Genomic DNA, 22,730 nt, shown 5'->3' with positions numbered 1-22,730 from the left:
TCCCCGCCGGCGGGCTGTCGTGCCTCAGCCCGCGCTGACCGCGTGCTCCAGCTGCTCCAGCAGCGCGCCGTGGATGCGGGCCAGGCCCTTGGGCGCGAAGGTGCGCTCGAAGAACCCGCCGATGCCGGTCGCCCCGGTCCAGGTGGTGCGCGCCCGCACGGTGCTCACCCCGGCGTCGGCGGGGTGCACGGTCCAGGTGGTCACCATCGAGGAGTTGGTGTCGCTCTCCACCAGCGCGCCGTCGGGGCCCGCGGTGACGACGACGTCCTGCACGCGCACGCGCTTGGAGGTCGCCTGCAGCTTCCAGTGCACCCGGGTGCCGGCGCCGGTGCCGCCGGCGTCCACGCGGTACTCGCTGTACTGCTCGGGCAGCACCGCGGGGCGGGTGGTGGTGTAGTCGGCGAGCGCCGCGCGGACGACGTCCGCCGGTGCCCGCACGACCCGTTCGGCTGTGGCGACGACCTGACCCATGCCGCTCATCCTGCTCCCCGGGGCTCAGCCGGGCAGCAGCGCCCCCGCGAGCAGCAGCGCGGTCGCCTCGTCGGCGGGGACCGGCCGGGAGAACAGGTAGCCCTGCGCGGTGCGGCAGCCCAGTGACCGCAGGCAGTCGCGCTGCGCCTCGGTCTCCACGCCTTCCGCGACGACGTCCAGGCCGGCCGCCTCCGACAGCGCCAGGACCGCCCGCACGATGCCCACGCCGATGCCCTGGCGCCGGTCGCCGGTCGAGTCCCCCAGCCCGGCGACGAAGGAGCGGTCGATCTTCAGCGCGTCGACCGGGAGGTCCTTGAGGTGGGCGAGGTTGGAGTAGGAGACCCCGAAGTCGTCGACGACCAGGCTGATGCCGGCGCGGCTGAGCGCGTCGAGCAGGGCCAGCTGGCGGTGCGTCTTCTCCATGTTCTCGGTGACCTCCAGCCGCAGGTGCCGGGGCGCCACCTGCTCCCGGGCCAGCGTCGTGAGCACCCGGGTGACCAGGTCGTCGTCGTCGAGCTGGGCGGCCGACAGGTTGACCGAGACGGTCAGGTCCTGGTGCCCGGGCAGCCGGTGCCACGCGGCGAGCTGGCGGCAGGCCTGGGCGACCACCCAGTCGCCGATCGCGCCGATCGCGCCGGTCTCCTCGGCCAGCGGGACGAACACGTCGGGCCGGACGTCGCCGTACACCGGGTGCCGCCACCGCAGCAGCGCCTCCAGGCCCAGCACACCACCGGTCTGCAGGTCGACGATCGGCTGGTAGTGCACGGCGAGCTCGTCGCGGTGCAGCGCGCCCTGCACCTCCTGGCGCAGCGAGAGCCGCTCGACCGACTGCTGGGCGGCCAGCGCGTCGAAGACCTGCACCCGGCCGCGGCCGGCGCGCTTGGCCTCGTACATGGCCGCGTCGGCGTCGCGCAGCAGGTCGGTGACCGCGACGGCGCCGCGGGCGCCGAGCACGCCGCCGATGCTGGCGCCGATCCGCACGGTCTCCGGGCCCAGGTCGAAGGGCCGGCGCAGCGCGGCCAGGACCCGCTCGCCGACCGCGGCGACGGTCGCCTGGCCCTCGACCTCGGGCAGCACGACGACGAACTCGTCGCCGCCGAGGCGGGCGAGCAGGTCCCCGGGGCGCAGGCCGGCGCGCAGCCGGTCGGCGACCTGGCACAGCAGGTCGTCGCCGGCCTCGTGGCCGAGCCGGTCGTTGACCGCCTTGAACTCGTCGAGGTCGCAGAACAGCACGCCCACCGGGCCGGGCCGGTCGGCCGCGAGCTCGACCTCCAGCTGCCGGCGCACCAGGGCCCGGTTGGCCAGGCCGGTCAGCGAGTCGTGCGTGGCCTGGCGCCGCAGCTCGGCCTCCAGCCGCCGCCGCTCCCCCACGAACCGGGACGACAGCACGGCATGGCCGGCCGCGTCGGGGGTGACCGCCAGGCTGGTCTCGACCCAGCCCCAGGTGCCGTCACCGCGGCGCAGCCGGTGCTCGACGCTGCGCACCTCGGGGCAGCGCGCCAGCGCCGACCGCACGGCCGGACGGTCGTCGGGGTGGACGGCGTCGGTCCAGTCCTGGCCGACCAGGCCGGCCGGGTCCACCCCGAGTCCGCGGCCGTAGGACGGCGAGGCCCACCGCACGGCGCCGCTGGGGTCGAGGACGGCGACCATGTCGCTGATCGCGTCGGTGAGCACCCGCAGCCGCGACTCACTGGCCGACAGGGCGTCGTAGAGCCGGCCGTTGACCAGCGCCGCGGCGACGTAGCCGGCGAGCAGTCCCGCGGCGTCGAGCGCGGCCGAGGTGAAGGCGGCCGGACGCGGGTGCATGGCGTAGAGCAGCGCGACGGGCCGGCCGTCGACGTGCACCGGGGCGCACAGCAACGACCGGACGTCGCCGCGCAGGTCGGCGGAGATGGCGTCGGGACCGGAGGCGACGTCGTGGGCGTTGAAGACCTCGCCGCGCACGGCCGAGGGCCAGGCCCGCAGCGCCGACAGCGGGCGGGGCCAGCGGCCGGCGTCCTCCTGCGGCCACGGGCCGGTGGTGTCGAGCAGGGCGTGGTCGCCGTCGACGGTGACCACGCTGGTCCAGGCAGCGCCGGTGACCTCGCCGAGGATGCGCACGGCCTCGGTGAACAGCGGCGCACTGTCCAGGTGGCGGGCCAGCCGGGGGCCGGCGGTGGCCAGCCGTTCCACGCTGCCGCGCCGTTCGGCGTCCTCCATCGAGGAGCGCAGCCGCTTCGCGACCGACCGCAGCATCGGCAGGTCGGAGGGGTCGAACGCGGCGTCCTCGGCCATGAGCAGCACGAGGGCGCCCTGCTGCGGGTCGACCGGGCAGACCGGCACGTGCACGACCGAGCCCACCGCGATGCCGGCCACCACCGGCGGCGTCGTCCCGGGCGGGCAGGACCAGACGCCGGGGACCGGGCGGGTGAGTACGTCGGCGTCCGCGGGCAGCTCGGGCAGCCGGGGCTCGTGCGCGTCGCCGAAGCCGCAGGAGGCGACGACGTCGACCTCGGCACCCCAGACGCGCACCCAGAGCACGAGGTCGGCGGAGAAGACCTCCGACACGGCCTCCAGCGCGCGGTCGGCGAGCTCGTCGGCGGAGCCGCCCTGGCCGATGACCTCGAGCAGCCGGATGAGCCCGGCGGTGGTGCGGTAGGCGTCGCGGGCCGAGGACCGGGCGTCGGCGAGCAGCACCCGGAGGTCCTCGGAGGCGACCGGGACGGCCTCGGCGGAGGCACCGACGGCCCAGGACGGGCGGGCGGCGCTCACAGCGCGAGGGCGGTCAGGGTGGCGTTGTGCACGCCGCCGGCGCCGCGGGACCGGGCGAACTCGCCGTAGGTGTAGAAGCCGAAGCAGGTGGCGGCGCCGGCGGCGGTCTGCAACCGGTCGACCTCCTCGCCGATGGAGTCGCCGAGGATGGTCTGTCGCGCGGCGCAGTCGAAGGTCAGCAGCACCGTCTCCTCGCCCGTGGTCAGCGCGGCCCGGGCGACGTCGTCGACGACCCGGAGCAGAGCGGGGCGGTCGGCGCTCATCAGCTGGACGGCGGAGAAGGTCGCCACCGGCTCGAAGCTCTTGAGCGAGCCGTCGGGGCCGACGTAGATGGCCCGGACCAGGTGCGAGCCGTCGGGCTCGATGACGCCCAGCGCGTAGGAGCTCTCCTCGACGGCCTCGCCGTGGCTGACGCCGCGCCGGGCGGCCTCCTGCACGTCGACGGCCCCGGCGTAGACGTCCGTCGCCGGCCGGCCGCCGATCTCGTGGATCGACGTCCCTTCGGCGCGGGTGACCAGCTGCGGCGGCCCGACCGGGGTCCAGCCGTGTGCGCTGACCACGCGCAGCGGGCGTGGGGAGGCGATCCAGACCCCGACGGCGGCGTCGGTGAGGGCCCGGTCGCCCAGCAGGACGCTGGTGCTGCTCAGCCGCCAGTCGTCGCCGGCCACCCCACCGACGATCGGCACGCTGGCCCCAGCGGCGCGGTGGGCCCCGGCGACGACCTGCTGCTGGCCACCGACGAGCCCGTCGGCCAGGAGCAGCAGCGCGGCGTGCGGCAGGTCGTGCTCTCCTGCGGCGGCGCGGGCGGTGCGCACCACCTCGGCACCGACCTCGGCCGGCCGGGTGCTCATGCCGTGGGCAGCGGCGACGCCGAAGCGGTACCCGCCCCCGGCCAGCGCGAGGACGACGACGCCGGTCCCCGGGGCGCTGAGCTCGCGCCCCACGAAGTGCCCGCTGCTGGTCGCCCCGACCACGGGCGCGCCGCCGGTGACCGCGGCGACGCCGGCGAGCAGCTCGGGCAGGTCGTAGCGGACCGAGGCGTAGACGACGACGAGCGCCGGCTCGGCCCCGGCCAGGCCGGCCAGCGCGGCGGTCGCCGCGGCGCGTCCGGCCTCACCCGAGCCGGCGACGTCGCTGGTGCCGGTGCCGTGCAGCAGTGCGCTCATGACAGAAGGGACGACAGCTCCGGCGCCGTCCTGCAGTCCTCGGAAGGGTGACTTCCCGTTCCGGTACTCCGTCGGACCGGGTGGGCCGGGTCAGCGGTGGGCGGTCTCCGGCACGACGACGGCGGCGACCCGCCGGTCGATGTGGGCGCGGGTGGCGGCGTCGAAGGACCGCGCGAAGCGGGCCCGCGGGGCGTACTCCAGCGGGCCGACGTTGGCGCCCTTCCATGTCTCGAAGTCCTTGATCAGGCCGCGGGCGGCCTCGGCCCGGCCGGCCACCATCGCCGGGTCGTAGGGCAGTCCGACGGCGGTGCAGATCGCCCGCAGGGTGTCCTCGGGGTGCTGGGCGAGGTCGGCGTAACCGACGAGGTGGTGGCCCGGGCGTCCGCGGTGGGCCTCGCTGACGGCGATGCACTCGCTCCACAGGTCCAGCGCCTGGTCGACGGTGTAGGTGCTCCCCCAGCCCGCGGCGTTGGCGCAGAGGCTGGTGACCACGTCGGCGCCGTCGCGGAGGATGTGCACGAACCGGGCGCCGGGGACGAGGGCCTCGATCAGGTCGATGGCGTAGAGGTTGGCCGGGGTCTTCTCCACCCAGGCGGTGGCGCCCGCGGCGGCGGTCACCGCGTCGGCGGTGGCCAGGAACGTGTCGACGGCGGCGCCGACGGTGGGCTGCGACGGCCAGCAGGTGTCGGGGCGCCCGAGGAAGCCGGCGACCTGCGGGAGGTCGGCGACCAGGTCGGGGCCGACCGGGGCGCTCGCTGCGGCGGGCAGCCGGTAGAAGAAGTGCGTCTCCGGGAAGGAGTGGACGGCCGGGTGCGCGGCCAGGAAGGACTGCAGCAGCGTCGTCCCCGAGCGGGGGCACCCGACCACGAAGAGCCGCTGCGGCTCGGCGGCGTTCGGCACCGGGGCAACGTAGCGCCGCTCCGGGAGCCCGGCTCACCGACGTGGAGACCGGCGGGGCCCGCGGTGGTCAGCGGGCCCCGCCGGACGAGGGTCAGGCGTCGGCCGGGGCGGCGGCGGGCGCGCTGGTGGGGGTGGCGGTGAGGGCGTGCACGCTGCAGGTGCAGGCGCCGGGGTTGCGGGCGGAGAGCACCAGGGAGACCGCGTGCGCCCGGTCGCGGGCACCGAGCTTGCGCAGGATGGCCTTGACATGGGACTTGACGGTGTCCTCGGAGATGAAGAGGTTCTTGCCGATCACCCGGTTGGACTGACCCTGGATCAGCTCGTCGAGGACGTCGGACTCGCGGCGGGTCAGCGGCACCTCGAGGGTGAGCTCGCGGGACACCGGCTCGGCCGAGCCCTCGCCGCGGCGGATCTGCGGGTCGACGACGGTGCGCCCGGCGCGGGCGGCCAGCACGGCCCAGCCCAGCAGGGTCGGCGAGGTGTTCATGAGCAGGTAGCCGCGGACCCCGGCGGCCAGCGCCTCGTTGACCACGCCCGGGTCCTCGGAGGTCGCCAGCGCCACGATGGCGATCTGGGGGAAACGGCGGCGCAGGTCGCGGCAGGCGTTGAGGGTGGCGGCCCGGCCGGTGCCCAGCTCGACGATGACGGCGTCGGGGTGGGCGGTCTCGGCCAGCGTCAGTGCCCGGCGCGGCTCCCCGGGGGTGCCCACCGCCTGCAGACCGGCGGTCTCGTTGACCATGCCGATCAGGCCACGGCGCAGGACCGGTGCGTCGGCGAGGATGAGCACGCGGGTGACGCTGCGGCTGGCGCTGACCAGGGGGGTGGACACTGTGGGACTCCGCTCACGTTCGGTGACTGCTGACAACCAGTAGATCGACCGGGTGATGAGGGTCCTTGAGGACTTTTCTGTGAGATGCGCAGGTCAGCTCAGGGGCGGGGGTCGGTGCGGGTCCAGCGGCGCTCGTCACGGCGTGCACCCAGCCCCGCCGCGCAGCGCCGGCAGACCGCCTGCACCTCCTCCGCGTGGCGGCCGGACTCGGGCTGCACGTCGGCCCAGCTGACGTGCGGGAACCGGGTCAGCCCGGACCGCGACAGCGAGAGCCCGCAGACGGTCTCGTTGTGGCCCTGCACCCAGCCGTGCACCTCCCCCGCCGGGTAGCGGATGCCGTCGTCGGGGTCGGTCCACTGGTCGGCGGCCGCGACCGCCGCGCTGCGCACTGTCATGCGCCGTCCGGTACCCGGGAACGGGCGGTTCAGCGCCGGTAGCGGGCCGGACGGCGGACGGTGTCCTCGCGCGCCCAGGCGGTGGGGCCCCAGGTGACCCGTGCGGGGTCCGGGACGGGCAGCGGGTCGCCGTACGAGGTGACGTCCAGCCGGGCCAGCCGGCCGTCCTCGACGAACAGCAGGACGCCGCCGGTGGGGCGGCCGTCGGGGCCGGTGACGGTGCCCTCGACCGGCGCCGGGCCGGCGACCCCGGCGCTCGGGGCGGTGGCCGGCACGTGCAGGTCGATCGTGCCGCAGCCGCAGGTGCAGCCCGGCGTCGCGGTGGCCTCGTCCAGCTGGGCACGCAGCAGGTCGGCGCCGGTGAAGTCGTGCGCGAGCAGCGCGTCCAACAGGGCGCGCTCGGTGGTGGTGAGGGGTCGGTCGGCGGAGGGAGCTGCCATGCCCCCAGTGTCGTCGACGGCCCGGGCCGCCCTCACGGCCGGTCGAGCAGTCCGGCCCTCATGCCGGCCACGACGAGCCGGGCCCGGTCGGACACCTGCAGCTTGCGCATGGCCCGGTTGACGTGGGTCTTCACCGTCAGCGAGGACAGGAACAGGTGCGCGGCGATCTCGTCGTTGGTCAGCCCGCGCACGGCCAGCGCGACGACCTCCCGCTCGCGGGCGGTGAGCTCCGCCAGCCGGCTCATCTCCTCGGCGGAGGCCTGGTCCCGAGCGGTGACCTGCCCGGCGGTCCGAGCCAGGTGGCTGACGACGGCGGTGGTCGCGGCGGACGACAGCGAGGACTCCCCCGCCGCGACGGCACGGACGGCGGCCATCAGCTCGTCGTGACCGGCCGACTTCCCCAGGAACCCGTTGGCGCCCGACTGCAGCGCGACCAGGACGTTGTCGTCCTTCTCGAACGTGGTCAGCACGAGCACCGGCGTCGCGGCGATCGACTCGTCGGCCCGGATCGCCCGGATCGCCTGGACGCCGTCGACGCCGGGCATCTGCAGGTCCATCAGCACGACATCGGGCCGCAGCGCCCGCGCCATGCTTACCGCGTGCCGGCCGTCGGCGGCCTCACCGACGACGACCATGCCCTCGGCGAGCTCGAGGAGCCCGCGGATCCCGGACCGGATCATGGCCTGGTCGTCGACGAGCAGGACCCGCACCTCAGTCACCGGACGCACTCCTCGTCGCCTGGCCGGTGAGCTCGGGGACGGCCACCGGCACCCGGGCCACGACCACGAACTCGCCGTCTCGGGCCCCGGCCTGCACCTGACCACCGAGATCGGCGACCCGCTCGCGCATGCCGGTGAGCCCCCGGCCACCTCCGATGGCCACGGCGGAGGGGGCGATCGCGTTGCGGACGGTCAGGACGACGTCCCCGCCGTCACGGGTGAACGTGGCGCTCGCGGACCCGTCGCCGTAGCGGTGGGCGTTGGTGAGCGCCTCCTGCAGGACGCGGTACACGCCGGCGCGCGCCGGCGCGGGGAGCAGGGCGAAGACCTCGGTGCCGGCGGACTCGACGTCCAAACCGGTGCGCCGGTAGCTCGCCACGAGGTCGTCGACGTCCTCGGCCTCGACGTCGGGGAGCGCGGCGTCCGGCTCCTCACGCAGCACGCCCAGCAGGAGTTGCAGCTCCTCCAGCGCGCTGCGGGCTGCGGCCTGCACGTCCTGCAGCGCGCGGTCGGCCGCGGGCGGGGACACGGCCAGCTGCGCGCGGGCGAGGTTGGTCTGGATGCTGACGACGGCGAAGTGGTGGGCGACGCTGTCGTGCAGGTCCCGCGAGATGCGCAGCCGCTCCTCGGCCACGTGCCGGGTGACCTCCTGCCGGCGGCGTTCGGCCTCCTCCTGCCGGCGGCCGAGCTCGGCGGCCATGTAGCGCCGCTGCGCCTGCACCCACTGCCCGATGCCCACCGCTGCGGCGGCCAGGGTCATCAGGCCGAAGGGGCCACCGCCCAGGACCCCGTCGGTCCAGGGCAGGTCGGCCAGGGCGGCGGCGACCGCGAAGACGACGCCGGCGGCGACGGCGTCCAGCCGGGGACGGCGGAGGGAGAACAGCAGCAGCAGTCCGCCGGCCACGGCCCAGGTGGCGCTGGGCGCGGGGTCGCGGACCTCGGCGGCCACCAGCACGGCCGCGACCACCGGGGTGAGCCAGTTGTCCCGGACTGCGGTCAGCAGGCCCACCACGCCGAGCGCCAGGACGGCGATCAGCTCGTCGCGGTCACCGGCGCCGTACTTGAGAATGCTCGCCAGCCCGGCGACGAGGGCGAGGGCGACCAGGCCGGTCGCGGCGAGCGTCCACGGGTCGGCTCGGTGCAGCAGCGCCGGCAGGCCCCGGGACTGCCGGGCGGGCGTCGGACGTACGGGCGGGGCGGACATGGCGGCTGCGCTCTTCTCGTGGTGGTGGCGAGCTGGAATCTAGGGACCCGCCCGACCGGCGTCCATCGCCTGGCCACCCGGGCGGGGCGGACGCCGACCGGCGGTGAGCCCGTGGAGGGGCTCACCGCCGGTCGGTCGGGGTCGCGGGGTCAGCCGACGAGCTCCGGCTGCCTGACGACGGGGGCCGGCGCGGCGTCGTCGTCCTCGGTGAGGCCGTGGCCCTCGACGTCCAGGTCGGGCAGGACCCGGTCCAGCCAGCGCGGGATCCACCAGCTGGCCTCGCCCATCAGCTCGAGTGCGGCCGGGACCAGCACCATCCGGACCAGGAGGGCGTCGACCAGGACACCGACCGCCAGGGCCAGCCCGATCGAGGAGACCATCGGGTCGCCGCCGCTGAGGGCGAATCCGGCGAAGACTGCGGCCATGATCGTCGCTGCGGCCAGCACCACCGGAGAGGCCTGACCGAAGCCGGCCACCACGGCCTGCCGGGTGGTGAGCCCTCGGCGGTGCGCCTCGTGGATCCGGGAGACCAGGAAGACCTGGTAGTCCATCGCCAGGCCGAAGAGCACCCCGACCACGATGATCGGCACCAGGCTGGCGATCGGCCGGGACTCCTCCAGGCCGAAGACCCCGCCGGCGAACCCGTTCTGGAAGACCAGGGTGGTGACGCCGAGCCCGGCGGCCAGCGACATCAGGAAGCCCACGGTGGCCAGCAGCGGGATGGCGATGGAGCGGAAGACCACCATCAGCAGCAGGATCGAGAAGGCGCTGACCGCGATCAGGTAGAGCACCAGCCCGGAGGCGAGCTGGTCGTTCACGTCGACGTCGACCGCGGTCTGGCCGGTGACCGAGGCGGTGGCGCCGTCGAGGGTCTGGAGCTGACTGCGCAGGTCCTCGACCAGGGTGCCGGTGCGGGCGTCGGTCGGCCCGAACTCGCTGGTGACGGCGAGGAAGGCGACGTCGCCGCTGTCGGCGACCTGCGGCGGGCTGACGTCGACCACGCTGGCGGTGCCGGCGATGGTGGCCGTGGCGGCCTCCGCGGCACCGACCGGGTCGGCGCCCTCGAAGAGCACGATCAGCGGGTCCTGTTCACCGGCGCCGAAGGCGTCGCTGACGATCGTGTAGGCGGCGCGCTGCGAGCTGGCCGGGTCGATGCCGCCGGGCGGCTCGAGCTCGGTGGCCATGCCCAGGGCGGGGGCGGCCAGCGCGGCGACGACCGCGGTGCCGGCGACCAGGAAGACGACCGGCCGGCGGACCACACCGTGGACCCACGAGGAGAGCGCGGTGGTCGCCCGGCTGTCCTTGCGCGGTGCAGCCCCGTCCCGCTCCCGCTTGGGCAGCGCCTTGCGGCCCATGCCCATCAGTACGGCGGGGACGGCGGTGAGGGAGAGCAGGACCGCGACGACCACACCGAACGCGGCGCCCATGCCCATCTCGGTGATGAAGGGGATGCGGACCAGGGCCAGCCCGGCCAGCGCGATGACCACGGTGGCACCGGCGACCACGACCGAGGAGCCGGCCGTCCCGGTGGCCCGGGCGATCGCGGCCTTGGTGTCCAGTCCGGCCCGCAGCTCGTCGCGGAACCGGGACAGGATGAAGAGCGTGTAGTCGATGCCGACCGCGAGGCCCAGCATCACCGCGAGCACCAGGGTCGTGGACTGGATGCCCTCACCGGTGGCCGACCACCCGAGGACCCCGAGGACACCGACGACGACCCCGGCCAGGGCCATGAGCATGTTGGCGCCAGCGGCGGCCAGCGACCCGAAGGTGATGAGCAGGACGACGAAGGCCACGACGGCGCCGACGGCCTCTGTCGGGCCGAGAATCTCCGGCGGGCCGTCCTCGAGCGCCCCGCCCACCTCGAGCCGGAAGCCGGCATCGGTCAGGTCGGCGGCGGCGGCGCGCAGGTCGGCCTCCACCTTCGCCTGGTCGACCTCGACACCGTCGACCTCGAGGGCGACGGCGAGAGTGGACACCGCGACCGTCCCGTCCTCGGAGACGAAGGGCCGCTGCTCGTCGTAGGGGTCGGTGGCGCCGACCACGGCGGGCACGTCCTGGGCCCGGGTGACCAGATCACCCACCAGTGCCGCCGACGCCGGGTCGGTGACCGTGGCGCCATCGGCGGCCTGGACGACCAGGAGCAGCTCGCCCTCGTTCGCCACGACCCGCTCGGGGAACTCGCGCTCCATGGTCGCCAGCGCCGTCGTCGACTCGGCGCCGGCGATGGAGAAGGCGGAGTCGGAGAACCTCGCGCCGGTGACGGTGAGGACGGCGAACACGGCGGTGACGAGCACCCACCCGAGCGCCACCACCCCCCGGTGGCCGGCGCTGTAGGCGCCGACCCGGGATAGGAACCTGGACATCGGACTCCCCTTCGCTGACGTGGCCCGCGATGCGGACCTGATGGGGAGGACCCTCCGGCGCGGCATGGGTCGCGGTCGTCGTCCCGATGCGGTCTCCGCACTACTGCGTCCGCGGTACGCCCGGGCCTCCGGGTGGACGACGACGCCCGGCCCCGGGACGGCGAGCCTCGTCCCCGTGCCCGGACCCGCCGGGCGGCCCGCGGAGGACGACGTGCTCGACAGCCTGCTGGACACCGTGACCTCGGTGATGTCCTCACCGTGGGTGTACCTGCTCATCGCCCTGGTGGCGGCCGCCGACGCGCTCGTGCCGGTGGCGCCTAGCGAGACGGTCGTCATCACCGCCGGGGTGTTCGCCGCCTCCGGCAGCACGGAGGTCCCCCTGGTGGTCGCCACTGCTGCGGCCGGGGCGCTGGCCGGTGACCACCTGTCCTACCTGCTCGGCCGGCTGACCTCAGGCCGCGCGCGCTCGAGGCGCCTGACACGGGTGCTGGCCCTGGCGGACTCGTTGCTGGGCGGGCGCCGCGGCACCGCGCTCGTGGTCGCCCGGTACGTGCCGGGCGGGCGAACGGCGGTGACGCTGGGGATGGGCGTGCTGCGGCACCCGCTGGGCCACTTCGCGCGCTGGGACGCGGTCGCGGCGCTGTCGTGGGCGGCGTACTGCACCGGGGTCGGCGTGCTGGGCGGCGCCGCGTTCGCGGAGGACCCGCTGCCGGCCGTCCTCCTGGGCATGGCGGTCGCGGTGGGCGTCGCCGGGCTCACCGAACTGGTGCGCCACCGGCGCCGGGCGTCCCTGACCACAGCGTCGGGCCTGCCGGCGGCCGGACCTGTCAGCTCGAGCCGTTGAGGAGGGCGTACGCCCCGAGCAGCGCCGACGCGGTGGCCAGCGTCCCGACGGTGGCCACCGCCATCGGCAGCGGGCCGCGCAGCCGTCGCCGTCCCAGGACCACCAGCACGGCCAGCCCGGCGAGGACCGACCCGCTCCAGTAGACCGGGCTGGTGGTATCGGCGATCACCGTCAGGCCGTACACGCCCTCGCCCACCAGCAGCCCGGCCAGACCCGCGATCCCGACGGCAGCGAGGACGTCCGCCCGGCCGCGCGCCCAGGCGGCCCCGAGGCCCACCAGCGGCCCGGCGAGGAGGCCCGCGGCGACCCAGAAGTTGGTCGGTGACAGCGACCAGGTGTGGCCACGCGCCGCCGACGCGAGGGCGTAACCGACGTTGAGCGAGCAGAACGCCACCACGCCCAGCGCGGCACCCACCGCCGGGCGGCTGCGAGTCCACCAGACGAGGCCGAAGGCCACCAGCGACCAGGCGCCCGCGGAGTTGGTCAGCGAGGTGAGGGCCGACGGCAGGAGCAGCTGGCCCCACGATGTCGCCGCACCCGAGGCCACGGCCACGACGGCGGTGGTCGCCAGCGCCGGCAGGAGTGCGACCGGCGGCCGTGCCGACGTCCCTGCCCGCACCGGCTCCGTCACCGGTGCGGTCGTCGACGCTGCGCTCATCTGCTGCCCCCTGTCTCGGCGCCGGCCTGTCGACCGTGCCCGACAAGGGTGGCGGACGGCCACGGTCGTGGTCGTCGGCCTCGGGGATGATCTGCCGTCGTCCCAGGGGTGGAGAGGCCGGGACGCCGACCTCCGCGACCTGCTGGTGCCCCCGGCAGGATTCGAACCTGCGGCACACGGTTTAGGAAACCGATGCTCTATCCCCTGAGCTACGGGGGCTCGTCGGGCGCGCGAGCAGCGTGCCCGACCGGGGTGTGCGGGGACGAGGCTAGCGGGCCGCCACGCGGGAGCGGGGAACCTCCCCAGGAGTGAACGCGTCGGAACAGATGCGGGCGACAACGTGTCGCAACGGTTACCTTGTCCAACACGCACACGCCCCGGCAACGACGCCGGAGCCGCGGGAGGTGGAGAGCCCAGATGGAGATCACGGTGGTCGACGTCCCCGAACGGGGCCGGTTCGAGATCCGGGACGACGACCGCGTCGTCGGCTTCGCGACGTACCACGTCGACGACGAGCTGATGACCCTCCCGCACACCGAGATCGACCAGGCGATGGGCGGTCGCGGTCTGGGCACGCAGCTGGTCGCCGGCGTGCTGACCTCCGCCCGCGAGCGCCACCTGCACGTGCTCCCCTACTGCTCGTTCATCCGCAAGTACCTGCTCGACCACCCGGCCGACCTGGACCTGGTCACCGAGGCCGACCGGCCGACGTTCGGGCTGGTCCCCGCCGCCAGCTGATCTGCGGTGCGCAACCTGGTTGCCTAGGCTCGCCAGGTGCCCACCGCGCTCCTCTGGTTCCGCCGCGACCTCCGGCTGACCGACCACCCGGCACTGCTGGCCGCGATCGAGGCCGCCGGTCCCGACGGCGGCGTGCTGCCCGTGTTCGTCTTCGACGACCGCCTGTACGGGCCGTCGGGCGACCCGCGCCGGACCTTCCTGCTCGACTGCCTCGCCGACCTGCGCGAGCAGACCGGCGGCGCGCTGGTGTTCCGCAACGGCGACCCCGCGCAGGTGCTCCCCCGCCTGGTCGAGGAGCTGGGCGCGGTGTCGGTGCACGTCACCGCCGACGCCGGCCCCTACGGCCGCCGACGCGACACCGCGGTGGAGCAGGCGCTGGGCGACGTCCCGCTCGTGCGCACCGGCTCCCCGTACCTGGTCGCCCCCGGTCGGGTGGTGAAGAACGACGGCACCCCCTTCAAGGTGTTCACCCCGTTCTCCCGGGCCTGGCGCGAGCACGGCTGGCACGAGCCGGCACCGCGCCCGGACGACGTCCCGTGGGCCACCGACGTGCCCTCGGAGGACCCGCCGCCGCGGCCCGACCTGGACGGCGTCCTGCTGCCCCCCGCCGGGGAGGCCGCCGGGCTGGACGCCTGGAGCCGTTTCCGCGACGAGCGGCTGCTCGGGTACGCCGAGGGCCGCAACACCCCGGGCACCAACGGGACCAGCCGGATGTCGGCCTACCTGAAGTACGGCTGCGTGCACCCGCGCACGCTCGTCGCCGACCTGGCCGCGCACGACGAGGGCGGGGAGTCGGTGCGCCGCTACACCGACGAGCTGGCCTGGCGCGACTTCTACGCCGACGTCCTCTGGCACCGGCCCGACTCCGCCCGCGCCTACCTCAAGCCCGAGCTGCAGGCGATGGCCTACGACTCCGGCCCGCACGCCGACGAGCTGCTGCACGCCTGGGAGACCGGCCGCACCGGCTTCCCGATCGTCGACGCCGGCATGCGGCAGATGCTCGGCGAGGCCTACGTGCACAACCGGGTGCGCATGATCGTCGCGTCGTTCCTGGTCAAGGACCTGCACCAGGAGTGGACCGTGGGCGCCCGGGTCTTCATGCAGCACCTCGTCGACGGTGACCTGGCCAGCAACCAGCACGGCTGGCAGTGGGTGGCCGGCACCGGCACCGACTCCTCGCCGTACTACCGGGTGTTCAACCCGATCACCCAGGGCAAGAAGTTCGACCCCGACGGCACCTACGTCAAGCAGTGGGTCCCCGAGCTGCGCGACCTGGACCCGGAGTACGTGCACGAGCCCTGGACGGCGCCCGGCGGCATCCCCGAGGGCTACCCGGCGCCGATCGTCGACCACGCGCACGAGCGGCTGGTCTCCCTCGAGCGCTACAACGCCGTCCGTGACCGCTGAGCAAGGACCCGCCTGCCCCCCACTGCTCGCAGGCTCGCAGCGGGCCCCTGCAGGCGGGCCGACAAGACGGCGACGCGCACTGTCGCCTCGATCACCCGCTCCGTCGTGGCAGTGCGGGACGACGCCGGGAAAGCTGGACGGGGTGATCGACCGTGCCTGAGGGCCACACCCTGTTCCGGCTGGCCCGCGAGCAGCAGGCCGCGTTCGCCGGCCGCGAGGTGCACGTCACCAGCCCGCAGGGCCGCTTCACCGGCCAGGCCGAGCTGCTCGACGGCCGCGTGCTCGACGACGTCACCTCCTGGGGCAAGCACCTGTTCGCGTACTTCGGGCCGGACGTCGTCCACGTGCACCTCGGCCTGTACGGGAAGTTCACCTCCGGCACCGGGCTGCCGCCCGAGCCGCGCGGCGCGCTGCGGATGCGCTGGGAGGGCCCGGGCGAGGACGGCGAGGGCGTCTGGACCGACCTGCGCGGCGCCACCGCCTGCGACCTGATCACCGACGGCGAGGTGCAGCTGATCCTCGACCGGCTGGGTCCGGACCCGCTGCGCCGGAAGTCCGACCCGGCGAAGGCGTTCGCCCGGATCAGCCGCAGCAGGGTGTCGATCGGCGCGCTGCTGATGGACCAGGCCGTGCTCGCCGGGGTCGGCAACGTCTACCGCGCCGAGATCCTGTTCCGGCAGCGGATGAGCCCCTTCCGCCCCGGCCGGGACGTCACCGCGGGCGAGTGGGACGCGATGTGGGCCGACCTGGTCGTCCTCATGCGGGCCGGGGTCAAGGCGGGACGGATCGTCACCACCGAGCGCGCGGACCGGGAGCGCCGCCGCGGCCCGGCGCTGCGCGAGGACGCGCACTACGTCTACCGCCGCCAGGGCCTGCCCTGCCGGATCTGCGGCACCGAGGTGCGCACCGAGGTCATGGTCGGCCGCAACCTCTTCTGGTGCCCCACCTGCCAGGCCGTCTGAGCGGAGTGGATCCGTCGAGCTGACGCCGCCGGATCCACTCCCTCAGCTCAGAGCTGGCCCTTGGCGGGGTCGCCGGCCGGCAGCGGGGAGAGGATGCGGACCCCGGGCGGGCCGGCCAGGTCGTCGCCGACCGCGGCCATCATCTCGGTGAACGCCGCGCCCTTCTCGTGCGTGGCCATGGCCTCCTCGCTCTCCCAGCGCTCGAGGAAGACGAAGCCCTCCTCGTCCTCCTGCACCGAGTAGCGCTCGCAGCCGGGCTCGGCGTGCACCTGCGGGACGGCGGCGAGGAAGGCGGCGCGCAGGGCGTCCCGGCGTCCGGGCTTGGGGGTGAAGCTGGCGACGATGATGTGGGACACGGGCGCTCCTGCGGGTCCGGGGCCGCCGAACTGGCAGCCGCACTTCTCTGGCGCGTACCCCTGGTGAGGACGACGATGCGGGACGTGGCCGAGACCGCACGACCCCTGCGGGTGGCGGTGGTCGGCGCCGGTCCGGCCGGCATCTACGCCGCCGACGCGCTGGCCTCCCAGGACGACGTCCCGGTGTCGGTCGACCTGGTCGACCGGCTGCCCACGCCGTTCGGTCTGGTCCGGTACGGCATCGCCCCCGACCACCTCAAGATGCGGGCGCTGCGCGAGACGCTGCACCACGTGCTGGACCACGAGCGGGTGCGCTTCGTGGGCAACGTGGAGATCGGCGCGGACCTCGGTGTCGACGAGCTGCGCGCGCACGTGGACGCCGTCGTCTACACCTACGGCGCCGCCGGCGACCGCGCGCTGGGCGTCCCCGGCGAGGAACTGCCCGGCAGCCTGGCCGCCACCGACCTCGTCGCCTGGTACTGCGGCCACCCCGACGCCGACCGCGGACGGGTCGAGCAGCAGGTGGCCCGCGCGCGGGACGTCGTGGTGGTCGGGGTGGGCAACGTGGCGCTGGACGTCGCCCGGGTGCTGGCCCGCTCCCCCGGCGAGCTGCACCCCACCGACATGCCGCAGCACGTGCTCGACGCCCTGGCCGCGGCACCCGTCGAGCGGATCACCGTGCTCGGCCGCCGCGGCCCCGCGCAGGCCAGCTTCACCACCCAGGAGCTGCGCGAGCTCGGGCACCTGGCCGCGGCCACCGTGCTCGTCGACCCCGCCGACCTCACCGACCCCGGGGACGGCGCACTGGCCGCCGAGGACCGGCACGTGGCCCGCAACCTCGCCGCGCTGGCCGACTACGCCGGGCACGAGCCGGTGCCGGGCACCGTGAGCGTCCGGCTGCGGTTCCACGCCCGGCCGGTGCGGCTGCTGGGCACCGACCGGGTCACCGGCGTGGAGGTCGAGCGGACGACGGTCGACGCCGACGGCCGCGCGGTGGGCACCGACCAGCTCGACGTCGTCCCGGCCGACCTGGTGGTGCGCTCGGTCGGCTACCGCGGGCACCCGCTGCCCGGGCTGCCGCTGGAGGGCGGCACCGTGCCCAACCAGGCGGGCCGGGTGCTGCGCGACGGGCTGCCCAGCCGCGGTGAGTACGTGGCCGGGTGGATCAAGCGCGGGCCGACCGGGGTGGTGGGCACCAACAAGCACGACGCCCGCGAGACGGTGGCCTCGCTGCTGGCCGACGTCGCCGCCGGCACGCTGGCCCCCCGCGGGGACGACGACTGGATCGACACCCTGCGCGCCCGCGGCGGGCGGCCGGTGCTGCTGTCGGACTGGCGGGCCATCGACGCCGCCGAGGTCGCCCTCGGCGCGACCCGCGGCCGGGCCCGCACGACGATCCACGACCGGGCCGAGCTGCTGGCCGCCGTCCGCGTCGCCGCCGAGCGCGTGGAGGGCTGAGCCGCCCGGGCGCGCGTGCGGCAGACTCGACACCGTGACCGGTTCAGCCCAGACCAGCCCGGCGACCACGATGATCTCCTTCGCCCGCGGCGCCCCCTCCACCGACATCGTCGACGTCGAGGGCCTCAAGCAGGCCGCCGTCGCCGCGTTCGACAACGACCCGGCCGGCACCACCGGCTACGGGACGGCGGTCGGCTACGTCCCGCTGCGGATGTGGATCGCCGACAAGCACGGCGTCCCGGTCGACCACGTGCTGGTCACCAACGGCTCGATGCAGGCCGACGCCTTCCTCTTCGACGAGCTCGCCACCCCCGGCGCGGCCGTGATCACCGAGCGCCCCACCTACGACCGCACCCTGCTGGGGCTGCGCGGCCGGGGCGCCGACGTGCACCTGGTGACGCTCGAGGAGGACGGGATCGCCGTCGACGAGGTCGCCGCGCTGCTCGACGGCGGGCTCACGCCGACGATGGCCCACGTCATCCCGAACTTCCAGAACCCGGCGGGCTACACGCTGTCGCTGGCCAAGCGGCAGCGGCTGCTGGAGCTGGCCCGCGAGCACGGCTTCGTGCTCTTCGAGGACGACCCCTACGTCGACATCCGGTTCAGCGGCGAGCCGCTGCCGCGGATGCTGGAGCTCGACGGGGGCGCGGACAGTGAGCACGTCGTCTACGCGTCCTCGTTCTCCAAGACCGTCTGCCCCGGCGTGCGGGTCGGCTACCTGGTCGGGCCGCCGGCGATCATCGAGCGGATCCGGGTGCGGGCCACCAACACCTACATCGCGCCGAACATGGTCGCCCAGGCGATGGTCTACGAGTTCATGCGCGGCGACCGGTTCCCCGCCGCGCTGGAGACGGTGAAGACCGCACTCGCCGAGCGGGTCGGGCTGCTGGACACCGCGCTGCGCACGCACCTGCCGCAGGCCACGTTCCGCCGTCCCGAGGGCGGCTACTTCCTGTGGGTGTCGCTGCCCGAGGACGAGGGACACGACGTCGCCCGGATCACCGCCGAGGCCGCCGCCCGCGGGGTGGCGATCGTGCCGGGCACGGACTTCCTGCTCGAGGGCGGGGAGAACTCCTTCCGGCTGGCCTACTCGGCCGTGCAGCCCGCCGACGTCGACGAGGGCGTCCGCCGGCTGGCCGCCGCCATCGAGGCCGCCCGCTGACGGCCCCCTCGCAGGGCCCCGACCCGAGCTTGCTCGGGTCGAGGGGCGAGGGGGTCCTTCGTCAGCCGGAGTTGCGCAGGGCGGTGGCGACGCCGTTGATGGTCAGCTGGATGCAGCGGCGGACCAGCTCGTCGTCGTCCCCGGCCCGGCGGCGGCGCAGCATCTCCACCTGCAGGTGGTGCAGCGGCTCCAGGTAGGGGAACCGGTTGCGGATCGACCGGCGCAGCGACGGGTTGTCGGCCAGCAGCTGGTCGTCGCCGGTGACCGCCAGCAGCATGCGCACGCTGCGCTCGTGCTCGGCGGTGATCTGGCTGAACACCCGGTCGCGCAGGTCGGCGTCGGGCACCAGCGAGGCGTAGCGGGCGGCCAGGTCCAGGTCGGTCTTGGCCAGCACCATGCCCATGTTCGACAGCACGGTGCGGAAGAACGGCCAGCGCCGGTGCAGGTCCTGCAGCCGCGCCAGCCGGTCGGCGTCCCCGTCGACCCAGGACTCCAGCGCCGAGCCGGTGCCGAACCAGCCGGGCAGCATGATCCGGGCCTGCGACCAGCTGAACACCCACGGGATGGCCCGCAGGTCGGAGATGTTGTCCCCGGCCTTGCGCGACGGCGGGCGGCTGCCGATGTTCAGCTCCGCCAGCTCCCGGATCGGGGTCGCCGCGCGGAACCACTCGACGAAGCCCGGCGTCTCGTGCACCAGCGCGCGGTAGGCGCCCTGCGCCCGGGCGGCCAGGTCGTCGAAGAGCGCGTAAACGTCCTCGGCGTCCTCGCCCAGACCCTCGATGTCCAGCAGCGTCGACTCCAGGGTGGCCGCGACCAGCGCCTCGAGGTTGCGGCGGGCCGAGTCCGGTGAGCCGTACTTGGCCGCGATGACCTCGCCCTGCTCGGTGATCCGCAGCGCCCCGGCCACCGAGCCCGGCGGCTGCGCCCGGATCGCCTCGTAGCTGGGGCCACCACCCCGACCGACGGTGCCGCCGCGGCCGTGGAACAGCCGCAGCCGGATGCCGTGGGCCCGGGCGACCTCGACCAGCGCCAGCTCGGCCCGGTACAGCGCCCACTGCGCGGCCAGGTAGCCGCCGTCCTTGTTGGAGTCGGAGTAGCCGAGCATGACCTCCTGGGCGTCACCGCGGTTGGCCACCAGCGCCCGGTAGAGCGGCTGCTCCAGCATCGCCGTCAGGATCGCGCCGGAGGCCTGCAGGTCGCCGATCGTCTCGAACAGCGGCGAGATGCCCACCGAGCAGGTCGGCCCGCCCTCGGCGCCAGGGTCGAGCAGCCCGACCTCCTTGAGCAGGACGGCGACCTCGAGGACGTCGCTGACCGACTCGCACATGCTGATCACGTAGTTCGGGATGGTGCGCGGGCCGATCTGCGCGACCTGTTCGGCGGCGGCGACCAGCAGGTCGAGCTCGCCGCGGGCCAGCTCGGACAGCTCGGCGTCGGCACGCACCAGCGGACGGCGCAGCGTGAGCTCGGAGGTCAGCAGCTCGACCCGGGCCGCCTCGTCGAGGGCGGTGTAGTCCTCGCACACCCCGGCCCAGGCCAGCAGCTCGCCGAGCACCTCCTCGTGGACCGAGGAGTTCTGCCGCATGTCCAGCCCGCACAGGTGGAAGCCGAAGACCTCGACCGCGTCCCGCAGCCGGGCGAGACGGTCGTCGGCCAGCGCACCGGCGCCGTGGCTGCGCAGCGAGGCGTCGACGGTCTCGAGGTCGGCGAGCAGCTCCTCGGGCAGGGCGTAGGGCGTCAGGACGACGTCCGGCCCGGTCCCGGGCACGGAGCCCAGCACCCGCAGCGCGGTGGCGGCCAGCCGGTCGTGGATGCCGCGGATCGCCCGGCGGTAGGGCTCGTCGGCGCGGAACGGGGAGTCGTCCTGGGCCATGTCGGCCAGGGCGTAGAGCGCGTCGGTCGGGATGACCAGGCGGTCGCTCATCGACAGCTCCGAGCCGAGCGCGTCGAGCTCTGCCAGGTGGTGCCGCAGCGCGGTCTCGGCCTGGCTGGTGGTGGCCCGGCGGACGGCGTCGGCGGTGACGAACGGGTTGCCGTCGCGGTCGCCGCCGATCCACGAGCCCGGCTGCAGCATCGGGGTGGGCAGCAGGTCGGCGTCCGGCCAGCGCTGCCGCAGGGCCTGGCGCAGCTCGGTGTTCAGCGCCGGCATCACCTCGAACAGCGACAGCTCGTAGTAGCGCAGCGCCTCCTCGATCTCGTCGGCCAGCCGCAGCCGGCTCAGCCGCAGCAGCGCCGTCTGCCAGAGGGTGAGGACCTCGCGCCACAGGTGGGCGGCCCAGGCCTTCTCGTCGATGCCGTCGGGGCCGGCGTTGTCGCGCTGCCGGATCAGCTCGCTGACCTGCGTCTGCACCGCGGTGATGGTGCGCCGGCGGGTCTCGGTCGGGTGCGCGGTGACGACCGGGACGACGAGCGCGCCGGCCAGCTCGCGGGCCACGACGTCGCCGTCCAGGTGCGCGGCGTCCAGCAGCTCGACCGAGGCGGCCAGGCTGCCCTTCTGCGGCGGCGACCCCTCGCGACGGTGGTGCCGGCGACGCCGCTCGTGGTGCACGTCCTCGGCGATGTTGGCCAGCAGCGAGAAGTGGCTGAACGCGCGGATGACGTGGTTGGCCGCCTTCGGGTCGAGCGCGGCGAGCCGCTCGGCCAGCTCGGACCGGTCGACCTCGGAGCGGCGGATGCGGAAGGCCTCGACCCGGGTCTGCTCGACCAGGTCCAGGACGTCGGCACCGGCCTGCTCGCCGATCACCTCGCCGAGGACCCGGCCCAGCAGTCGGATGTCGGCGCGCAACGGGTCGTCGGTGCGCTCATCGGGCTCGGCTCCGCCCGGGATGCGGAGGTCGGCGACGTCGACGGTGGCTTCTGACACACGCGCAGTATCGGGGGTGCGTGTGACGGAGCGGTTGCCTGGGGACCATGGGCGCGTGATGCGACTGCGAGCGACCCCGGCCAGCGCCTCTCCCGCCGAGCACGGGGAGGGCCCGATCTGGGACGCCGCCCGCTCCGAGCTGGTGTGGGTGGACATCACCGCCGGGCAGGTCCGCCGCGGTCGCGTGGAGGGCGACGACGTCGTCGACGTGGCCGCCCACCGCGGCGGCGACACCGTCGGGTTCGCCGTCCCGGCGGCCGCGGGCGGGTGGCTGCTCGGCGCCGGAGCGGGCGTCAGCCGGCTCACCGAGGACGGCGAGGCGCACGTGCTGGTCGAGCTGACCGACGAGGGCGGCTCGGAGTCCGAGGGCGGCACCCGGATGAACGACGGCGCCTGCGACCGGGCCGGCCGCTTCTTCGGCGGCACGATGGCCTTCGACGAGCGGACCGGCGGCGGCACGCTGTACCGGCTCGACCTCGACGGCACCGTGCGCACGGCGCTCGACGGGCTCACCGTCTCCAACGGGATCGGCTGGTCGCCCGACGACCGCACCATGTACCTGTCGGACTCCGGCGCGGCCAGCGTCTGGGCGTTCGACTACGACCTCGACTCCGGCGCGATGACCGACCGCCGGGTGCTGCTCGACTTCTCCGAGGACCCGGACGGCGTCGCCGACGGCCTGACCGTGGACGACGAGGGCTGCCTCTGGACCGCGCTCTGGGGCGGGGCGCAGGTGCGGCGGTACTCCCCCGCCGGCGAGCTGCTGGCCGTCGTCGACGTCGACGCGCAGAACACCACCAGCTGCGCGTTCAGCGGCGACCTGCTGGTGATCAGCACCTCGGTGCACGGCATGAGCGACGAGGCGCGGGCCGCCCAGCCCGACGCCGGGAAGCTGTTCACCGTGCGGACCGGCGTCACCGGCCCCGGCGCCCACCCCTACCGCGGCCCGCTCGGGGCGCTGTCGCAGGTGTAGCCGCCGGCCCCTGCTGCCGACACCGGCGACCGGGTCCGCATGGGACGTCGTCCGGGCTCACCCGGGTTGCT

General features: G+C 74.9%; 20 protein-coding genes and 1 tRNA gene. 7 read left to right on the top strand and 14 right to left on the bottom strand.

Annotated features, from left to right (window positions below; translation table 11 throughout):
- Nucleotides 1–24 precede the first annotated feature (24 nt).
- The 10 genes from ACGBYP_RS16875 to ACGBYP_RS16830 form a co-directional block, all read right to left on the bottom strand.
- Entirely contained in the window at nt 25–471 is a 447-nt protein-coding gene (locus ACGBYP_RS16875; RefSeq protein ID WP_411585940.1) for an SRPBCC family protein, read from the bottom strand.
- A gap of 24 nt (nt 472–495) precedes the next feature.
- The gene (locus ACGBYP_RS16870; RefSeq protein WP_411585938.1) at nt 496–3,222 is read right to left on the bottom strand and encodes a putative bifunctional diguanylate cyclase/phosphodiesterase; all 2,727 of its coding nucleotides are present in this window, start codon (nt 3,220–3,222) and stop codon (nt 496–498) included.
- A complete protein-coding gene (locus ACGBYP_RS16865; protein WP_411585936.1) occupies nt 3,219–4,388 on the bottom strand; it encodes an FIST signal transduction protein in 1,170 nt (389 codons plus the stop codon). Before ACGBYP_RS16865 ends, ACGBYP_RS16870 begins: the two co-directional genes overlap by 4 nt.
- Nucleotides 4,389–4,478: 90 nt before the next feature.
- Nucleotides 4,479–5,288 carry a sulfotransferase family protein gene (locus ACGBYP_RS16860; protein WP_411585935.1) on the bottom strand — a complete coding sequence of 270 codons (810 nt, stop codon included), beginning with the start codon at nt 5,286–5,288 and terminating at the stop codon, nt 4,479–4,481.
- Between the two features lie 91 nt (nt 5,289–5,379).
- Complete coding sequence (locus ACGBYP_RS16855; protein WP_411585933.1) at nt 5,380–6,117, bottom strand: LuxR C-terminal-related transcriptional regulator; 738 nt, start codon at nt 6,115–6,117, stop codon at nt 5,380–5,382.
- A 98-nt stretch (nt 6,118–6,215) separates the two neighbouring features.
- Nucleotides 6,216–6,512 carry a hypothetical protein gene (locus tag ACGBYP_RS16850; RefSeq protein ID WP_411585931.1) on the bottom strand — a complete coding sequence of 99 codons (297 nt, stop codon included), beginning with the start codon at nt 6,510–6,512 and terminating at the stop codon, nt 6,216–6,218.
- Between the two features lie 29 nt (nt 6,513–6,541).
- Nucleotides 6,542–6,952, bottom strand: a complete 411-nt coding sequence (locus ACGBYP_RS16845) for a hypothetical protein (protein ID WP_411585930.1) — start codon at nt 6,950–6,952, stop codon at nt 6,542–6,544.
- 32 nt (nt 6,953–6,984) lie between these two features.
- Complete coding sequence (locus tag ACGBYP_RS16840) at nt 6,985–7,671, bottom strand: response regulator (protein WP_411585928.1); 687 nt, start codon at nt 7,669–7,671, stop codon at nt 6,985–6,987.
- Nucleotides 7,664–8,875 carry a sensor histidine kinase gene (locus ACGBYP_RS16835; RefSeq protein ID WP_411585926.1) on the bottom strand — a complete coding sequence of 404 codons (1,212 nt, stop codon included), beginning with the start codon at nt 8,873–8,875 and terminating at the stop codon, nt 7,664–7,666. Before ACGBYP_RS16835 ends, ACGBYP_RS16840 begins: the two co-directional genes overlap by 8 nt.
- Nucleotides 8,876–9,024: 149 nt before the next feature.
- Nucleotides 9,025–11,238, bottom strand: coding sequence for an MMPL family transporter (locus tag ACGBYP_RS16830; RefSeq protein WP_411585924.1), 2,214 nt, complete (start codon nt 11,236–11,238; stop codon nt 9,025–9,027).
- Nucleotides 11,239–11,413: 175 nt separating this feature from the next.
- Between ACGBYP_RS16830 and ACGBYP_RS16825 the strand changes: the two genes are divergently transcribed.
- Nucleotides 11,414–12,082 carry a DedA family protein gene (locus ACGBYP_RS16825; RefSeq protein WP_411585922.1) on the top strand — a complete coding sequence of 223 codons (669 nt, stop codon included), beginning with the start codon at nt 11,414–11,416 and terminating at the stop codon, nt 12,080–12,082.
- On the opposite strand, the gene ACGBYP_RS16820 is transcribed toward ACGBYP_RS16825, so the two are convergent.
- Together ACGBYP_RS16820 and ACGBYP_RS16815 are read right to left on the bottom strand one after the other, a co-directional pair.
- On the bottom strand, nt 12,066–12,740 hold the full coding sequence (locus ACGBYP_RS16820) for a DUF6518 family protein (protein ID WP_411585920.1): 675 nt from the start codon (nt 12,738–12,740) through the stop codon (nt 12,066–12,068). The genes ACGBYP_RS16825 and ACGBYP_RS16820 overlap by 17 nt on opposite strands.
- A gap of 143 nt (nt 12,741–12,883) precedes the next feature.
- Nucleotides 12,884–12,959, bottom strand: a tRNA-Arg gene (locus ACGBYP_RS16815).
- A gap of 198 nt (nt 12,960–13,157) precedes the next feature.
- On the opposite strand from ACGBYP_RS16815, the gene ACGBYP_RS16810 reads away from it, so the two are divergent.
- The 3 genes from ACGBYP_RS16810 (at nt 13,158) to ACGBYP_RS16800 (ending at nt 15,847) form a co-directional block, all read left to right on the top strand.
- Nucleotides 13,158–13,478, top strand: coding sequence for a GNAT family N-acetyltransferase (locus ACGBYP_RS16810; protein WP_411585918.1), 321 nt, complete (start codon nt 13,158–13,160; stop codon nt 13,476–13,478).
- Nucleotides 13,479–13,514: 36 nt separating this feature from the next.
- A complete protein-coding gene (locus ACGBYP_RS16805; protein ID WP_411585916.1) occupies nt 13,515–14,885 on the top strand; it encodes a cryptochrome/photolyase family protein in 1,371 nt (456 codons plus the stop codon).
- A gap of 152 nt (nt 14,886–15,037) precedes the next feature.
- Nucleotides 15,038–15,847 (top strand): Fpg/Nei family DNA glycosylase, encoded by an 810-nt coding sequence (locus ACGBYP_RS16800; RefSeq protein ID WP_411585915.1) that lies wholly within the window; start codon nt 15,038–15,040, stop codon nt 15,845–15,847.
- 47 nt (nt 15,848–15,894) lie between these two features.
- On the opposite strand, the gene ACGBYP_RS16795 is transcribed toward ACGBYP_RS16800, so the two are convergent.
- Nucleotides 15,895–16,203 carry a putative quinol monooxygenase gene (locus ACGBYP_RS16795; protein ID WP_411585914.1) on the bottom strand — a complete coding sequence of 103 codons (309 nt, stop codon included), beginning with the start codon at nt 16,201–16,203 and terminating at the stop codon, nt 15,895–15,897.
- Nucleotides 16,204–16,287: 84 nt separating this feature from the next.
- Here ACGBYP_RS16795 and ACGBYP_RS16790 point away from each other — a divergent pair, with 84 nt between their 5' ends.
- Together ACGBYP_RS16790 and ACGBYP_RS16785 are read left to right on the top strand one after the other, a co-directional pair.
- On the top strand, nt 16,288–17,661 hold the full coding sequence (locus ACGBYP_RS16790; RefSeq protein WP_411585912.1) for an FAD-dependent oxidoreductase: 1,374 nt from the start codon (nt 16,288–16,290) through the stop codon (nt 17,659–17,661).
- A gap of 34 nt (nt 17,662–17,695) precedes the next feature.
- The gene (locus tag ACGBYP_RS16785) at nt 17,696–18,823 is read left to right on the top strand and encodes a PLP-dependent aminotransferase family protein (RefSeq protein ID WP_411585911.1); all 1,128 of its coding nucleotides are present in this window, start codon (nt 17,696–17,698) and stop codon (nt 18,821–18,823) included.
- 61 nt (nt 18,824–18,884) lie between these two features.
- Here ACGBYP_RS16785 and ppc read toward each other — a convergent pair whose 3' ends face one another.
- Nucleotides 18,885–21,686 (bottom strand): phosphoenolpyruvate carboxylase, encoded by a 2,802-nt coding sequence (gene ppc / locus ACGBYP_RS16780; RefSeq protein WP_411585910.1) that lies wholly within the window; start codon nt 21,684–21,686, stop codon nt 18,885–18,887.
- A gap of 58 nt (nt 21,687–21,744) precedes the next feature.
- Between ppc and ACGBYP_RS16775 the strand changes: the two genes are divergently transcribed.
- Entirely contained in the window at nt 21,745–22,659 is a 915-nt protein-coding gene (locus tag ACGBYP_RS16775; RefSeq protein WP_411586064.1) for an SMP-30/gluconolactonase/LRE family protein, read from the top strand.
- Nucleotides 22,660–22,730 lie beyond the last annotated feature (71 nt).

It is taken from the genome of Modestobacter sp. SSW1-42 (genome assembly GCF_046635825.1).
Lineage (GTDB): Bacteria > Actinomycetota > Actinomycetes > Mycobacteriales > Geodermatophilaceae > Modestobacter.
This window is presented reverse-complemented; position numbering and strand designations above follow the sequence as displayed.

Bases quoted from the DNA above. Each gene is read 5' to 3' on its own strand.
- ACGBYP_RS16865 (WP_411585936.1), bottom strand. From the start codon at position 4,388: ATGAGCGCACTGCTGCACGGCACCGGCACCAGCGACGTCGCCGGCTCG.
- ACGBYP_RS16875 (WP_411585940.1), bottom strand. From the start codon at position 471: ATGGGTCAGGTCGTCGCCACAGCCGAACGGGTCGTGCGGGCACCGGCG.
- ACGBYP_RS16845 (WP_411585930.1), bottom strand. From the start codon at position 6,952: ATGGCAGCTCCCTCCGCCGACCGACCCCTCACCACCACCGAGCGCGCC.
- ACGBYP_RS16850 (WP_411585931.1), bottom strand. From the start codon at position 6,512: ATGACAGTGCGCAGCGCGGCGGTCGCGGCCGCCGACCAGTGGACCGAC.
- ACGBYP_RS16775 (WP_411586064.1), top strand. From the start codon at position 21,745: ATGCGACTGCGAGCGACCCCGGCCAGCGCCTCTCCCGCCGAGCACGGG.
- ACGBYP_RS16835 (WP_411585926.1), bottom strand. From the start codon at position 8,875: ATGTCCGCCCCGCCCGTACGTCCGACGCCCGCCCGGCAGTCCCGGGGC.
- ACGBYP_RS16820 (WP_411585920.1), bottom strand. From the start codon at position 12,740: ATGAGCGCAGCGTCGACGACCGCACCGGTGACGGAGCCGGTGCGGGCA.
- ACGBYP_RS16830 (WP_411585924.1), bottom strand. From the start codon at position 11,238: ATGTCCAGGTTCCTATCCCGGGTCGGCGCCTACAGCGCCGGCCACCGG.
- ACGBYP_RS16810 (WP_411585918.1), top strand. From the start codon at position 13,158: ATGGAGATCACGGTGGTCGACGTCCCCGAACGGGGCCGGTTCGAGATC.